This window comes from Pseudoalteromonas sp. SWXJ133 (assembly GCF_015864365.1).
Taxonomy (GTDB): domain Bacteria; phylum Pseudomonadota; class Gammaproteobacteria; order Enterobacterales; family Alteromonadaceae; genus Pseudoalteromonas; species Pseudoalteromonas arctica.
Map to the genome: position 1 here is coordinate 122,968 of NZ_JADYXJ010000003.1, position 13,973 is coordinate 136,940.

15 protein-coding genes and 2 tRNA genes are annotated in these 13,973 nt (G+C 38.6%); 5 read left to right on the forward strand and 12 right to left on the reverse strand.

Features of this window, described 5'->3' with window-relative positions:
* Positions 1-93 precede the first annotated feature (93 nt).
* Positions 94-2,271: a YgiQ family radical SAM protein gene (locus I6F40_RS03465; RefSeq protein ID WP_166377052.1), complete on the reverse strand. Its 2,178-nt coding sequence runs from the start codon at positions 2,269-2,271 to the stop codon at positions 94-96.
* Between the two features lie 130 nt (positions 2,272-2,401).
* On the reverse strand, positions 2,402-4,591 hold the full coding sequence (locus tag I6F40_RS03470) for a bifunctional diguanylate cyclase/phosphodiesterase (protein ID WP_166377053.1): 2,190 nt from the start codon (positions 4,589-4,591) through the stop codon (positions 2,402-2,404).
* A gap of 111 nt (positions 4,592-4,702) precedes the next feature.
* On the opposite strand from I6F40_RS03470, the gene I6F40_RS03475 reads away from it, so the two are divergent.
* Together I6F40_RS03475 and I6F40_RS03480 are read left to right on the forward strand one after the other, a co-directional pair.
* Positions 4,703-5,284, forward strand: a complete 582-nt coding sequence (locus tag I6F40_RS03475) for an SRPBCC family protein (protein WP_166377054.1) — start codon at positions 4,703-4,705, stop codon at positions 5,282-5,284.
* The gene (locus tag I6F40_RS03480) at positions 5,253-6,140 is read left to right on the forward strand and encodes a TIGR03899 family protein (RefSeq protein WP_166377055.1); all 888 of its coding nucleotides are present in this window, start codon (positions 5,253-5,255) and stop codon (positions 6,138-6,140) included. The genes I6F40_RS03475 and I6F40_RS03480 overlap by 32 nt, the downstream gene beginning before the upstream one ends.
* Positions 6,141-6,173: 33 nt before the next feature.
* Here I6F40_RS03480 and I6F40_RS03485 read toward each other — a convergent pair whose 3' ends face one another.
* The 8 genes from I6F40_RS03485 to I6F40_RS03520 all read right to left on the reverse strand — a co-directional run bounded on the left by I6F40_RS03485 (position 6,174) and on the right by I6F40_RS03520 (position 11,847).
* Positions 6,174-6,944 carry a TIGR04219 family outer membrane beta-barrel protein gene (locus I6F40_RS03485; RefSeq protein WP_166377056.1) on the reverse strand — a complete coding sequence of 257 codons (771 nt, stop codon included), beginning with the start codon at positions 6,942-6,944 and terminating at the stop codon, positions 6,174-6,176.
* 3 nt (positions 6,945-6,947) lie between these two features.
* Entirely contained in the window at positions 6,948-7,934 is a 987-nt protein-coding gene (locus tag I6F40_RS03490) for a DUF2333 family protein (protein WP_010554262.1), read from the reverse strand.
* Positions 7,935-7,942: 8 nt separating this feature from the next.
* Positions 7,943-8,452, reverse strand: a complete 510-nt coding sequence (locus tag I6F40_RS03495) for a copper chaperone PCu(A)C (protein ID WP_442960675.1) — start codon at positions 8,450-8,452, stop codon at positions 7,943-7,945.
* Positions 8,453-8,531: 79 nt separating this feature from the next.
* Positions 8,532-8,858 (reverse strand): hypothetical protein, encoded by a 327-nt coding sequence (locus I6F40_RS03500; RefSeq protein WP_010554260.1) that lies wholly within the window; start codon positions 8,856-8,858, stop codon positions 8,532-8,534.
* Positions 8,859-9,029: 171 nt separating this feature from the next.
* Positions 9,030-9,236, reverse strand: a complete 207-nt coding sequence (locus I6F40_RS03505; protein WP_010554259.1) for a PspC domain-containing protein — start codon at positions 9,234-9,236, stop codon at positions 9,030-9,032.
* A gap of 9 nt (positions 9,237-9,245) precedes the next feature.
* The gene (locus I6F40_RS03510) at positions 9,246-9,926 is read right to left on the reverse strand and encodes a PspA/IM30 family protein (RefSeq protein ID WP_166377058.1); all 681 of its coding nucleotides are present in this window, start codon (positions 9,924-9,926) and stop codon (positions 9,246-9,248) included.
* Positions 9,927-10,170: 244 nt separating this feature from the next.
* On the reverse strand, positions 10,171-11,103 hold the full coding sequence (dusA, locus tag I6F40_RS03515; RefSeq protein ID WP_231609293.1) for a tRNA dihydrouridine(20/20a) synthase DusA: 933 nt from the start codon (positions 11,101-11,103) through the stop codon (positions 10,171-10,173).
* 123 nt (positions 11,104-11,226) lie between these two features.
* Positions 11,227-11,847: a MarC family protein gene (locus I6F40_RS03520; RefSeq protein WP_024589771.1), complete on the reverse strand. Its 621-nt coding sequence runs from the start codon at positions 11,845-11,847 to the stop codon at positions 11,227-11,229.
* A gap of 95 nt (positions 11,848-11,942) precedes the next feature.
* On the opposite strand from I6F40_RS03520, the gene I6F40_RS03525 reads away from it, so the two are divergent.
* The 3 genes from I6F40_RS03525 to I6F40_RS03535 all read left to right on the forward strand — a co-directional run bounded on the left by I6F40_RS03525 (position 11,943) and on the right by I6F40_RS03535 (position 13,354).
* Complete coding sequence (locus I6F40_RS03525; RefSeq protein WP_166377093.1) at positions 11,943-12,380, forward strand: transcriptional repressor; 438 nt, start codon at positions 11,943-11,945, stop codon at positions 12,378-12,380.
* A gap of 81 nt (positions 12,381-12,461) precedes the next feature.
* Positions 12,462-12,929: a chemotaxis protein CheX gene (locus I6F40_RS03530; RefSeq protein ID WP_166377060.1), complete on the forward strand. Its 468-nt coding sequence runs from the start codon at positions 12,462-12,464 to the stop codon at positions 12,927-12,929.
* Positions 12,926-13,354, forward strand: coding sequence for a secondary thiamine-phosphate synthase enzyme YjbQ (locus tag I6F40_RS03535; protein ID WP_166377061.1), 429 nt, complete (start codon positions 12,926-12,928; stop codon positions 13,352-13,354). Before I6F40_RS03530 ends, I6F40_RS03535 begins: the two co-directional genes overlap by 4 nt.
* A gap of 230 nt (positions 13,355-13,584) precedes the next feature.
* Here I6F40_RS03535 and I6F40_RS03540 read toward each other — a convergent pair.
* Together I6F40_RS03540 and I6F40_RS03545 are read right to left on the reverse strand one after the other, a co-directional pair.
* Positions 13,585-13,660: transfer RNA gene (locus I6F40_RS03540), tRNA-Gly, on the reverse strand.
* Between the two features lie 199 nt (positions 13,661-13,859).
* Positions 13,860-13,935 (reverse strand) — tRNA-Gly (locus tag I6F40_RS03545).
* Positions 13,936-13,973 lie beyond the last annotated feature (38 nt).

Below are 13,973 nucleotides of genomic sequence, written 5' to 3' on the forward strand. Positions count from 1 at the left end.
AAAGAGCAAGGTTTACTTAATTTACGCATGAAAAGGGCTTAAAAACCCTTGGCGTAATTAAACTAATCTACTAGTTATTATTAGATTGAATCACTAACGTGTACTTTGACGATTACCGCCTACTTTTGGTTTAGTGTTTGCCTTTTTAAATTGGCTAAAGCCGGTATGTCGCGTTAGTGCAGGACGTCCGCCTTTACTGCCACCTTTACCTGCTTTTTCATCACGCCCTTCTTCAGGCACTAAACAGTTAGGCCCTTTACCAATTAAATTAGCTTTACCCATTTTACGCAGTGCTTCACGTATCATCGGCCAACCTGCTGCATCATGGTAGCGTAAAATAGCTTTATGTAATCTACGTTGGCGAGCACCTTTAGGTACTGGAACAACTTCTGTATTGTTTTTTATATTACGTAAAGAGTTCATTTCTGTGTGGTAAATAGTCGTCGCATTAGCCATCGGTGATGGGTAAAAATTTTGTACCTGATCAAGCTTAAAGTCGTTTGATTTAAGCCATAAAGCCATGTTTACCATGTCTTCATCTTTTGTCCCTGGGTGAGCAGATATAAAGTAAGGAATTAAATACTGCTTTTTACCGGCTTCTTTAGAGTACTTATCAAATAATTCTTTAAATTGATCGTACGCACCCATACCTGGTTTCATCATTTTTGATAATGGACCATCCTCTGTATGCTCTGGCGCTATTTTTAAGTAGCCACCTACATGATGCGTTACTAATTCTTTAACGTAACGCGGGTCGCGTACAGCTAAGTCGTAACGAACACCAGAAGCAATCAATACCTTTTTGATACCCTTAACTTCACGTGCTTTTTTGTATAAGTCTATTGTTGGCGTATGATCTGTATCCATATGCTTACAAATTTCAGGGTACACACATGATAAACGTCTACAGGTACTTTCTGCCTTTTTGCTCGTACAACGCAGTTTATACATATTTGCCGTTGGGCCACCTAAATCAGAAATAACACCAGTAAAACCGGGTACTTTATCTCTAATCTGTTCAATTTCTTCAATAATTGATTCTTGCGAACGGCTTTGAATAATACGCCCTTCATGCTCCGTAATTGAGCAAAACGAACAACCTCCAAAACAGCCGCGCATAATATTAACTGACGTTTTTATCATGTCGTAAGCAGGAATTTTAGAGTCGCCGTAACTTGGGTGAGGAATACGCTGATACGGTAAACCAAACACGGCATCCATCTCGTGTGTTTCTAATGGGTATGCTGGCGGGTTTACCCAAATAGATCGATCGCCGTGTCGCTGAAACAGTGCTCTTGCACAACCAGGATTTGTTTCTTGATGTAGAATACGCGAAGCGTGGGCGTATAAAGGTTTGTTAACACTTACTTGCTCATAAGCAGGTAGCTTAACGTAAGTTTTTTCCCATGGCTTAGGTCGCGCAGGCTGAACCATAATTGGTTTTGCAGCTTCTACCTTTAAGTCTATACCCGCTTGTTTAAATTCAGATTTACTACAGCCAACATCATCAGCGCCGTATGGATTTGGAATAGGGTCGATTTTACCAATTTTATCTATAGCGGTGGAGTCACTTCCACGCCAACCTGGTAAAGGTTCTTTTCTGATAACAGCCGTGCCGCGAATATCTTGAATAGTATCCATTGTTTCGCCTGCGGCAATACGGTGTGCAACTTCAACTAACGGACGCTCTGCGTTACCGTAAATTAAAATATCAGCTTTTGCATCAAACAAAATACTACGACGTACTTTTTCTTGCCAATAGTCGTAATGAGCTATACGACGAAGACTCGCTTCAATACCGCCAATAACAATTGGGATACCTTTGTATGCTTCACGGCATTTTTGCGAGTAAATCATTACGGCGCGATCTGGACGTTTACCACCTACGTTATCTGGCGTGTAAGCATCATCGTGGCGCATACGCTTTTCAGCTGTATAGCGATTGATCATCGAATCCATGTTGCCAGCTGTTACACCAAAAAATAAATTCGGTCTGCCTAGTTCCATAAATGCATCTTTAGAGTCCCATGCTGGCTGGGCAATAATTCCCACTCTAAAGCCTTGCGCTTCAAGTACACGGCCAATTACCGCCATACCAAAACTAGGATGATCGACGTACGCGTCGCCACTAATTATTATTATGTCGCAGCTATCCCAGCCAAGTGCATCCATTTCTTCACGTGTAGTTGGTAAAAATGGCGCGGTGCCATAACATTCAGCCCAGTATTTAGGGTATGAAAATAAGGCGCGCTTAGCTTTGAGTGTGCTCATAATTGTGGCCGTAGAATAACAAAAGGCGCGAATTATACCCTACTAAATTGTTTATATATACAAAGTAGTCAAAGCATATCGCGCCCTAAATTCTAAATCGTTCATTAGCTTAAATAATAAGTTAATCTTTTTAGCGTTTATTTATAAATTCTATTAATTCATTTTCAGGCATGGGTTTAGCATACATAAAACCTTGTACTTCATCGCATCCTAAATTTTTTAAGAACTGGGCTTGCTCTTGTGTTTCGACCCCTTCAGCAATCGTTTTTAAGCCCAACTTAGCACCAAGTGATATAACTAAGGCAGCAATAGCGCCAGTGTCGTCATTTGGTAAATCTTTAATAAATGCACGATCTATTTTCAACCGATCCAAAGGTAAACTTTGAATGTAACTCAGCGACGAAAAACCAGTACCAAAGTCATCAATAGCAACTTCCATTCCGAGTTCTTTTAGCTCGCTTAGCGTACTAATAACCGTTTCCAGCTCATCCATTACTACGCTCTCGGTGATTTCTAATTCTATGTTTTTTGGCTTAACACCATATTTTAACAATGTATTTTTAACAGTTTGCGCATAACCTTTTACTTTAAACTGTGGAACAGACACATTAACTGCAATACAAATTTCTGTGCCCATATTTTCTAGGCGCTTTTGCTGTTGGCAAGCTTGTTCTAATACCCACTGCCCTATATCAACAATTAAGCCCGCATCCTCTGCAAGTGGCACAAACACAGCCGGCGATATATACACGCCATCACTTGCCGGCCAGCGTAATAATGCCTCACATCCAATTAGTGATAAGTCATCTAGTGCAAGTTGAGGTTGGTACCATACCTCTAATTTATTTCGAGCAAAGTCATGACGTAACTGCCTAATAATCCCTATCCGCCAAGCCATCTTATCTTGCATATCAATATTGTAATAAACGCCTTCTTTATGCTTTGCTTTTTTAGCTTGGTCAAGTGCAATATAAGCAACTTTCAGTGTATCAATACCGCTACTTTGAAAGTCTTGTTGTTGGCATAAGCCCACTCTAAAATCGATAGGGAGTAAATGTTCTTCTGCGTAAAATGAAATACCTAATTGCTCATTCAACTTTTTTAAGTCAAATTCGTCTTGGCGAATAATAAAACCAAAAACATCAGCGCCAATACGTGATAGTAATTTAGCTGTTGGGTAATTTTCTTTTAACCTTTGCACAATGCCAATTAATACTTTATTGCCGACCTCTTGCCCTAAGCCGTTATTAATATCTGCAAAATTAACTACATCAAGTAATACAAATACATGATCGTTCACGTGTGGCTTTTGATAACTCACCACACGCTCAATAAAATTAGTACGATTTGAAATACCAGTAAGCACATCTTTATAAGCAGCATCTCTTAACTTTACAAATAACCTTATGTTATCAAGTGCTACACTTACATTAGTTAAGAAAATTTCAGCAAATTGCAGCTGTGCTTGTAAGGGAATGTGGTCGCACTCTATATATAAAGCCGCTTTTCGATGCTTACTTTTTAATATAAATGTTGAACTTGAGTCTATGTGTTGGTGCTTTGACAAACCAAAACACGACTCAACTTGTTCAAATACTTTGCTATCAACATTAATTAATTTTTTGCCAAAATAGCTTTCGTAATGCCCGCAACCACCTAAGACCTGAATAAAGTCATCGCCATCTAACTTACTGCAAACAAGCCCTCTAGGTGAACATTTTAAAATAATACTCATGTGCTTGATGATTTCTTTGCATAATTGCTTAACATCAGTAAGTCCTAAAATAGACTTTGATGCTGAAACAATCGTGTTCATTGCATCACTTTGATATTCAAGCTGACATACCTGCTCGTATGAGCGAATAGCGGTTATAAGCGAAGTTACTAACTTAGAACGAGTCAGCTCTGTTTTCGTTTTATAGTCATTTATGTCGTATTCTCGTATTACTTTTTCTTCTGGTGTAATACCTGCTTGCCCTGTTCTTAAAATAATTCTTACATGTTGATTATTTAATTCGTCACGCACCCTTTTTACAACCTGCAAACCGGCATCGTCAGTTTCCATAACAACGTCTAAAAAAATAACCGAAATATTTTTATTTTTAGCTAGCACTTCTATTGCTTCTGCACCCGAATAAGCATCGTGAAATCGCAAGCTAGCCCCTAAAAACTCAACGCCAGACAAAGCTAATTTTGTTACAGAATGAATCTCAGGTTCGTCATCAACAATTAAAATATCCCAAAACTTAGTCTGCTCAACAACAGCATCGTCTTCAAAATCTTGTTCAAAAAATAAAAAATCGTTTTGATCTGACGACATTCGCTCTCCTAAGTAGCAATCAATAAATTATTTTTGGTTTATAATCTAATTCATACTATAGTCGATTAAGAAAAAGTTGTTGTATTTCAACTTGAAAAACTAATAAAAGGTGTGCTTATTAAACCATTAAAAATATTAATCAAATGCGTACTGTTATTACTATTAGTATTGGCACTGGTAGGGCTAATACTGCCTCAAAGTTATAGTGTAAATAAAACAATCGAAATTAATGCCAATCTTAAAGTAATAAAGCCGCTTATCACCGACTTTAGCCAATGGCAAAAATGGTCTCCATGGGAAAAAGTAGACCCCAGCATACATTTTACTTTGGGCGAACCCAGTTCTGGCCTAGGGGCTCATCAGTCTTGGGAAGGAAAATGGGGGTATGGTGAAATGATCATAACTTCGGTAAGCCAAAATAAAGTCAACTTCAACATACTTTTAAATGCTGAACATATTATTAGAGGCACTTTTAACCTTAGCGAGCAAAACGGTATAGTTACGTTAATATGTAATATTAAAGGTCAAACAACTGCTCCTTTAATATCTGGTTACACTGCAATTTTGAGCGAGTACGTACTCAGTAATACAGTTTCACTGGGTTTAAATAACCTTCAAACTGTTGCACAGCTTAGTGATCCACAAAGGATAATGCATAGTCATGACAGTCAAAACAGCACAGGCGAGAATTAATCTTGCCAACATCATCGAATCCTTACTTGGTTACCCTATAACAAAAGTAGGTAATAACGGTGTACTACCTACTAACGAGCAAAGTTACGATATTAAGGGCAAAATTAAGCCGCTTTATCATATCAACAGTGAAAACTCTGTTTTAGCTCGCGCTCAAAAGCGCCAAGATTTATTACTCATTAAACAACAACAAAATATAGAATCAATTTTAGCAGTGGCTATGGGGGTTTGCCCTGATGTAGCAAGTAGTAAACAGCCCGATGTTGATTGGGTAGAGCATTTTATAGCACTGTGTGAAGATACTTCAAATGCGTCAATGCAAACTTTGTGGGCCAAAATTTTAACGGGAGAAACACTCAATCCTGGTACGTTTTCAATTAAAAGCCTTCAAACTTTAAAACATATGACACAGCGAGAAGCAGACTCTTTGCAAAAATGTGTGTCGCTCTCAGGTTATAACGAAAAAGACGACAGCCACTTTATTCTACTCGGTTTTTACAAGAAACCATCTTTGTTTGATTTACTACGAAAAGGAAACAAAGTGTCTCTAAATTTAGGAAAAACAGGTATTAGCTTTCCTGATATTTTAACGCTCATGGATCTTAATTTACTGTATAGAAAAGAAATTGAATCTGCAGTGCTTAAAGCGGGGCAAGAACTTACCCTTTCATTTTTATCGCAAAAGGTAACATTAAAAGCAAAAAGTAGTGATTTGGTATTGAGCTATTACAAATTTACACAAACAGGTGATGAACTATCTAAACTCATTAATTTCCCTATAAATAAAGTGTATAAGCAGTTGATTAATAATGCGTTGGACGGAGAGTTTGATTTAGCGTGGCACGCTATAAAGTAATATGCCACGCTTTGTTTAATTAGAAGGTACTAATTAAAAATGAACCTGAATACCCGCAAATGGGCCAGATGCATCGATATCAGTAGTAATATCATCCACATCATCAAGTTCTAATATCATAGAGCGGTATCCTGCTTTAACAGCAACATCTACTGCTAGATTGTCGATAAGTTCCCACGCTACACCTACTTGGTAATCTTGTACTTTGCTATCGTCAATAGCCAAAAAGCTCCCCTCAAAAAACACACTTAAACCAGTAAATGGTAAGCCAGCTTCGGCACGGCCGTATGCAAGAGGAACAAAACCAGAGAAGTCTTTGGTTTCGGTAAAGTCAGCTCCACCTTGTTGAGAAGTACCATTTACAACAATATCACCATCAAACTGCTTAACGTTTAAACCCAAATCAATTGAGATTAAATCGTTATCAAAAATCTCATAATAAAAAATGTAATCAATGTGCGTTAAATCACTTACTGTATTTACAGTAGAGCCCACAATATAATCAGAGCCATTAAAACTAAATGTATCTGTAAGCCGCGCAGAACCATTTAACTCAAGCTCTGTATACTTTAATTTAATGTTTGGAACTAGTGGCACTGGGTGCTCAAGCGCTGCGTAGTAACTTACAAATGTTTCATCCTCAAAATCAAAATCTTGAGATGATTTATCTTTATAAGAAAATTGACCATCGTTATCTGACTTCCACCCATCAACACCTACATATAAACCTAGTAGGGTGTCAGCTTGCGCTGCTGGTGCTAAACATGCCATTGAAAGGGCTGCTGCTAAACAATATTTTTTCATTTTTTATCCTTGAGCTAATAGCTCGCTAAGTTCGATTAAAGCCGCATTGGCTCTAGAAATATAATTTGCCATAACTAAAGAGTGGTTAGCAACATAGCCAAAACCATTCCCGTTTAAAATAAGTGGGCTCCATACTGTTTCTTGAGTTGCCTCAAGTTCACGTATGATTTGTTGAACGCTTACACGTGCATTTTTCTTTTCAAGTACATCATTAAAGTCATACTCTATCGCTTGTAAAAAGTGTAGTAACGCCCAAGTAGCACCGCGCGACTCGTAAAATACATCGTCAATTTCTAACCACGGTGTTCTTACTTGCTGCTGCAGTGGAGCAAGAGTTGCTTGTTTATTAGATGAATTACCCGCTAAATCGGTGTTCACTTTTTCTTGGCCTACGCTTGCACTTAAACGCTGGCTTAAGCTACCTAAACGTTTTTCAGCTTCTTTAAGCCAACTACGTAGGTTATCTGCTCGTGCGTAAAATTGGCTATCGCGCTCATGCTCATTGGCAATTTGTCCACGATATACCATTAAGTAGTCAATACCTTTTTGGTATTCACCTTCAGCACTTGGCCATGCCCATGCTTCAGAGCTTATATTAAACTGTGGCTGCGCCTTTTTAAGTGCTTCATGCTCAGTAGACTGTGATTGCGAACGGCTAAAATCTTTTCGCATAGAAAGCGATAAATCACGCACCATTTCTAGCGCGCCATATTCCCACGCCGGCATATCATCCATAATAATACTTGGTGGTATTACATCATTTGATAAGTAGCCACCGGGTTTATCTAGTAAGGTATTTGCTACTGTAATTAATGTAGAAGTGGTTACGTAACCCGTAACTATTTTTTCATTACGAAGCTGCGCTTGCTCTTTGGCGTTTGCAACAACATCAAAGCGTGAAGGCTCAGTGCTCCAGTAAACAGCAATTGCGTAAAATATGATAAGCAGTAAAACAACTATTCCTGCTATTTTTCCTTTGTGTTGCGACATGTGTACTCCTAATGATGAGCGTGTTGAGTAGATGGTTTTGACTGCTTAGCTTGCGCTTCAAGCGACACGACTTGAGCATTAGTAAATAAGCGATTACCGTCACTAAAATATAGTGTGAGTTTGCGCTCTTGTCCTACTTTTAATGACTCTTGTGGTTCAAATGCCATTAAATGATAACCCCCAGGTTGAAAGCTGACACTTTCGTGCGCCTTAATTTCAACCGATTCAACTTGTTGCATTTTCATCATGCCGTCTACATGTGAATGCTCGTGTATTTCAACACGCCCTAAGCCATCAATAGTTGCCTTAGTTAAAGTTGCTGCGGCTCCACTGTGATTTATTAGCGTTAAATAACCTACAGTTGAAGTACTGCCAGGTAAAAACTCTCTAACTTGCGCGTTAGTTACTTCGAGCACAGCCACATCAGAACCATGTTCGTGCCCTGAGTGCGCCGCCAACGATGACGAAAAAAAACTAAATATTAATGCAGAAGCCATCGAAAAACATAGTTTCGTCATCATTCTTATCCTTATGAAAACTTTAAATTACAGGCTAAATTTAACATAGTTAACCTATAATAGTCAGTCAAATTAAGGATTAAGAGGCTACTTTTTTGTTATCGGCAACAAGCCAACACAACACTGCAACAAATAGTAACGGCCATGCAATCATTATAGATCCGAATAAAAGCGCTAAAACAGTCCCTGCTAATGCCACTACACCCGCACCAACTAATCCCATAGTAATTAAAGCCACTACAGCAACTACAGCAACAATTGCGGCCAAAGCACCTACAAGCTCAAGCCCAGCCCAGCTAATATCAGCAATCCATAACGGCAACTGCCAAGAATCAATCTGCACAAACGTTATTAAATCAGTAAACAGTAATAAATAGATAATTACACATACTGCCAAAGCTTTCATAGTAATTCTCCTTATACCAACCGGCTTATATATGAGGTCTATTTAACGATAAGAAAATTGCGCTATAACTAGGCAAGAATTTTTATATCTAGTTGTTCTACATAAAATTTTCAACAACGTTATAGAGTGATTTAATTTGTTAAATTGTTCAAATATTTATGCCTGTTGGTATTAATACTCTTTATTTTCAAGGCAGCAATGCGCTATAAAATAACCAAGTGCAATTGCAAACGGAAAACTCAAAAACAACAAGATAGTAACTACGCGTGTTGCCCATACAGGAAAATCCAATCTACGAGCTAAACCACTACAAACACCCGATATTTTTTTATTTAGAGTATCTTTATACCAACCTCGTTGACGATTAAAGCTGTTCATAGCAATCTCCTAAGCAGTTTGTTTTAAATTAGTATTTAAGTTCGCTTTTAAGCGAGCCAGTTCAGCATCAATTTTTTCATTTTTAACTAACGACTCAATTTGGGCACTCGTAGAGCTTACTGTATCAGTCAGCTCATAAGCCTCTACTTTAGCTTCAATATCTTCAACACGCTGCTCTATTTGTTCAAAACGAGACAACGCATGAGCTACTTTATCGCTTTGTAGTTGCGTACTGATCCGCCCTCTAGCAATAGCAACATTATGACGCTGCATTAATTGAGCTTGCTTAGTTTTAGCCATAGCCATTTTTTGCTGCAGACGCTCACAATCAACCTTAATTTTTGCAATAGACTCTTGCAGTGTTTCTAGTTGAGTTTGCTTATTTTCGATACTTTCGTTAACGCGCTGCTTTTCAAGTAAGGCAGACTTAGCAAGGTCATCACTGCCCTTCTCAACCGCACGTTCTGCTTTAATTTGCCAAGCTGCTAATTCTGTTTTTTTAGTATCAATTTGGCGATTAATTATTTTCTCTTCACACAATAAAGCGGCTGCTGTACTACGGCACTCATTCAACGCATCTTGCATCTCGGTAAGCATCAAGTTTAAAAGTTTTTCTGGGTCTTCAGCTTTATCAAGCATAGCGACAATGTTTGATTGAATTACATCATTTACGCGGTTAAATATTCCCATGGTATTCTCCTGTTGATTTTTAATTAATTTCAACAAGAAGATTCCAAGAGTTGTGCCAAGTTCATCAAAACAAAAATAAAACATTTAAAATCATAGTGATAAACAACAAGCACTCTAGTTTTTAGTGACTTCCAGCTGAACAGCATAGAGTGTAATTGGCCAATAAATTATGCTTTTGACTAATATTTAGGATCAAAAAAGCCACTCGAAAGTGGCTTAAATTTAAAACTTTTAAAGCTTAGCTTTATTCTGGTACAAAGCTTAATGCTTTATCCATTACCGATAAATCAGCTTGCTTACCATGACCACTTTCAGAAAGGTGGCGTCTAAAACCTCGTGCACCAGGCTGCCCCTGAAAAATACCGAGCATGTGACGTGCAATATGCCAAAAATTAGCACCCAAACGCATTTCTTCTTCAATGTAGCTGTACATTGAGCGCACTACGTCGTGGCGTGATTGTGTGTTTGCAGCATCACCATAAATTTTCTCATCAACGTCATTGAGCATAAATGGGTTACTGTAAGCTTCACGCCCAATCATTACACCATCAATATGTTGTAGATGTTCTAGGCTCTGCTCAATTGTTTTAACGCCGCCATTTAGGCTTAAGTCTAGCTGCGGATAATCTTTTTTAAGCTGGTAAACACGTAGGTAATCAAGCGGTGGGACTTCACGATTTTCTTTCGGGCTTAAACCATTAAGCCATGCTTTACGAGCATGAATAATAAAATCATCACACCCTACTTTATGAGACGCTTCAATAAGCGCACATAAAAACTCATACGAATCTTGCTCATCAATACCAATACGCGTTTTAACAGTTACAGGAATACTTACTTCGTTTTTCATTGCTGCAACACACTCTGCAACTAATTGCGGTTCAGCCATTAAGCATGCGCCAAATCGACCATTTTGAACTCGGTCTGACGGGCAACCTACATTTAAATTTATTTCGTCATAGCCACGCTCACCTGCCAGTTTTGCACATTGCGCAAGCGCTTTAGGGTCAGAGCCACCAAGTTGCAGTGCAACTGGGCCTTCGTGTTTATTAAAATGTAAGTAGTCGCCTCGACCAAATAAAATAGCCCCTGTGGTTATCATTTCAGTATAAAGCACGGTATGTTTAGTCATTTTGCGATGAAAAGTACGACAATGGCGATCAGTCCAATCAAGCATTGGAGCCACAGAAAAGCGTCTATTCAAAGTACATTTATTCAAAGCAAACCTCAGGGTATTAAAGTTATTAAGCACAGCCTAAAAGGCGCTGCATTTTACACAAAAGCTTGGCGGGCATCAATGTTAAGAGAACACCTGCAAGCCAAAATAATGGGCTATACCGTTTAAAATATTAGTCACTGCAACTGAACTTAAAATAAGCCCCATTATTCTACTTATTATACTTGCGCCACTGTCACCAATTAATTTATGTACGTGCGTTGCAAGCAGTAACAAAACCAGTACAACTGCTAATACAGCAAGCATCATTGAAGACGTTAGTAACTGCTCAACCCAGGTATACTCTTCATTACGAGTCATTAATACGGCGCCTAACATAGCGCCAGGGCTCGCGATAGACGGAATCGCAAGCGGAAAAATAGCGGTTTCAGTGCTGTCCCGTACACTTTTAATTTCGGCTTCTGGTTTACTTTCACCAAATATCATTGAAAGTGCAAAAATAAGTAATATGATACCGCCGGCTATTTGAAAAGCGGAAAGCGGAATTTCAATTGCGTTAAGTAATTGCTCACCTGCGAGTACAAAAAATAAAAGCACTAATGCAGATACACCTACCGCTTTAAATATAACTTTACGTTTAAATTTCTCATCATCACCACGTGTGACTGCAATAAATACAGGTACAGTGCCAATGGGGTCAATAACCGCAAAAAAGAAAATAAATATAGCCAATAGTTCGTGCATTACTGGGTTTCCTAGGTAAAAAGCGCTTAATAAAAACGCTGCAACTACAACACAGTATGTTAGTATATCACGGTAGCATAAGGATAAGAGTAATGATGAATATAGAATCACTCGTAAGTAAAGCAAAACAAGTTTGTGACAACCGTGGTGCGCGTTTTACGCCTATCCGCGAGAAAGTATTTCGTCTATTAGCCAGTGCACAAGGTGGTGTTGGTGCATACGATTTGCTTGAGCAATTAAAAGTAACTGAAACAGGTGCTAAACCTGCGACAATTTATCGTGCATTAGACTTTTTAGCTGAACTAGGCTTTATTCATAAGATTGAAAGCACAAATGCATTTATGCTGTGCCATCATTTTGATCATATTCACCCAGTACAGTTATTAATTTGTGATACCTGTGGTTTTGTTAAGGAACTACATTCGACTGTTATATCACATGAGCTAAATAGTTTAGCGGCCGAAGGCGGTTTTGTTGTATCAGGGCAAACAATAGAAGCACATGGTAAATGTGAGCCTTGCAGAGCATCATAATCCTCCAAAATCACTTTAGTGGCTATATTCAAATTTCGCACTATATAGCCATTTCACAGTACTAACTTAAGAGTAATCACTATGAATGTAGAGTTCATCAATCCTTTTTTATCTTCTTTAATTAATGTTTTAAGCACTATGGCTCAAACTCAATTAAAACCAGGTAAGCCACGTATTAAAACTGACGAGATAGCCTGTGGTGATGTTTCAGGCCTCATTGGTATGGTTGGGCCGCAAACGCGTGGATCATTTTCAATTACATTCGACGAAGAACTAGCACTCACCATCATGGAGCGCATGCTTGGCGAACGCCCTGACACTATAGATGAAGAAGTTACAGATATGGTTGGCGAAATAACCAACATGGTAACTGGTGGTGCTAAAAACTTACTTGGCGAGAAAGGTTTCGACTTTGATATGGCAACGCCTATTGTGGTGTCGGGTAAAGATCATACAATTACTCATAAAAGCCAAGGTAAAAAAATCATCATGCCATTTAGTTGTGATGCGGGAAATGCAAACATTGAAGTTAGCTTCGATAAACTATGAGTTGGCAGCAAAAGCAAATTACATTAAAACCTCGCCCGCGAGGTTTTCATATAATTGATGGCGAAATATTATCTCAACTTCCTGAACTGGCGAGTTACAAAATAGGCTTGTTACATTTATTTATTCAGCATACCTCAGCGAGCCTTACAATAAACGAAAATGCAGATCCCACTGTTCGTATGGACATGGAAAGCCATTTCAATAAATTCGTTCCTGAGCGTCAATCTTATTATCGCCACGATTATGAAGGTGACGACGACATGCCCGCACATATTAAAACCAGTACGTTAGGCTGCGAGTTAAGTATCCCTATTTCAAATGGTTATTTAGCGCTAGGTACATGGCAAGGCATTTATTTAGGTGAACATCGTGATTCTGGTGGCTCTAGACGAATTATAGCGACTATTCAGGGGGAGCTGTTTTAACAAAAGCTTCAGGTTTCAAAGTATTAACTCTTCCTACCTCACTCATACCTTCAAAGTACAACATCTTTCTTGTAGGCGCAAAGCTTGCTCGCGCGAGAAGCGATAGCTTCTAATAACCAAAACTTCAATGCTGAATGTTACATATAGAATAAAGTAGATAAGAGAGATTTTAAATTATAATTTTATTTATGATTTTTAATACAGAAAATTTTGAAAGGATATAAAAAGATTGGAGCGGTACACGAGGCTCGAACTCGTGACCTCGACCTTGGCAAGGTCGCGCTCTACCAACTGAGCTAGTACCGCATTTTTTATTTCTTCAGTTATTTTACGTTGGTGCGCGACAGGTCGCGTTCAACATTCTAGCAACTGAGCTAGTACCGCATTTTTTATTTCTTTAGTTATTTTACGTTGGTGCGCGACAGGTCGCGTTCAACATTCTAGCAACTGAGCTAGTACCGCATTATATTTTCATTCAACACTACAATTTCTTTTGGTTAGAAATTGGAGCGGTACACGAGGCTCGAACTCGTGACCTCGACCTTGGCAAGGTCGCGCTCTACCAACTGAGCTAGTACCGCATTTTCACTTCTTCAGTTATTTTACGTTGGTGCGCGAC

Excerpts from the sequence above, each read along its gene's own strand:
- I6F40_RS03465 (WP_166377052.1), bottom strand. The coding sequence starts at position 2,271 with ATGAGCACACTCAAAGCTAAGCGCGCCTTATTTTCATACCCTAAATAC.
- I6F40_RS03470 (WP_166377053.1), bottom strand. The coding sequence starts at position 4,591 with ATGTCGTCAGATCAAAACGATTTTTTATTTTTTGAACAAGATTTTGAA.
- I6F40_RS03480 (WP_166377055.1), top strand. The coding sequence starts at position 5,253 with ATGACAGTCAAAACAGCACAGGCGAGAATTAATCTTGCCAACATCATC.
- I6F40_RS03485 (WP_166377056.1), bottom strand. The coding sequence starts at position 6,944 with ATGAAAAAATATTGTTTAGCAGCAGCCCTTTCAATGGCATGTTTAGCA.
- I6F40_RS03490 (WP_010554262.1), bottom strand. The coding sequence starts at position 7,934 with ATGTCGCAACACAAAGGAAAAATAGCAGGAATAGTTGTTTTACTGCTT.
- I6F40_RS03495 (WP_442960675.1), bottom strand. The coding sequence starts at position 8,452 with ATGACGAAACTATGTTTTTCGATGGCTTCTGCATTAATATTTAGTTTT.
- I6F40_RS03500 (WP_010554260.1), bottom strand. The coding sequence starts at position 8,858 with ATGAAAGCTTTGGCAGTATGTGTAATTATCTATTTATTACTGTTTACT.
- I6F40_RS03505 (WP_010554259.1), bottom strand. The coding sequence starts at position 9,236 with ATGAACAGCTTTAATCGTCAACGAGGTTGGTATAAAGATACTCTAAAT.
- I6F40_RS03510 (WP_166377058.1), bottom strand. The coding sequence starts at position 9,926 with ATGGGAATATTTAACCGCGTAAATGATGTAATTCAATCAAACATTGTC.
- dusA (WP_231609293.1), bottom strand. The coding sequence starts at position 11,103 with ATGCTTGATTGGACTGATCGCCATTGTCGTACTTTTCATCGCAAAATG.
- I6F40_RS03520 (WP_024589771.1), bottom strand. The coding sequence starts at position 11,847 with ATGCACGAACTATTGGCTATATTTATTTTCTTTTTTGCGGTTATTGAC.
- I6F40_RS03525 (WP_166377093.1), top strand. The coding sequence starts at position 11,943 with ATGAATATAGAATCACTCGTAAGTAAAGCAAAACAAGTTTGTGACAAC.
- I6F40_RS03530 (WP_166377060.1), top strand. The coding sequence starts at position 12,462 with ATGAATGTAGAGTTCATCAATCCTTTTTTATCTTCTTTAATTAATGTT.
- I6F40_RS03535 (WP_166377061.1), top strand. The coding sequence starts at position 12,926 with ATGAGTTGGCAGCAAAAGCAAATTACATTAAAACCTCGCCCGCGAGGT.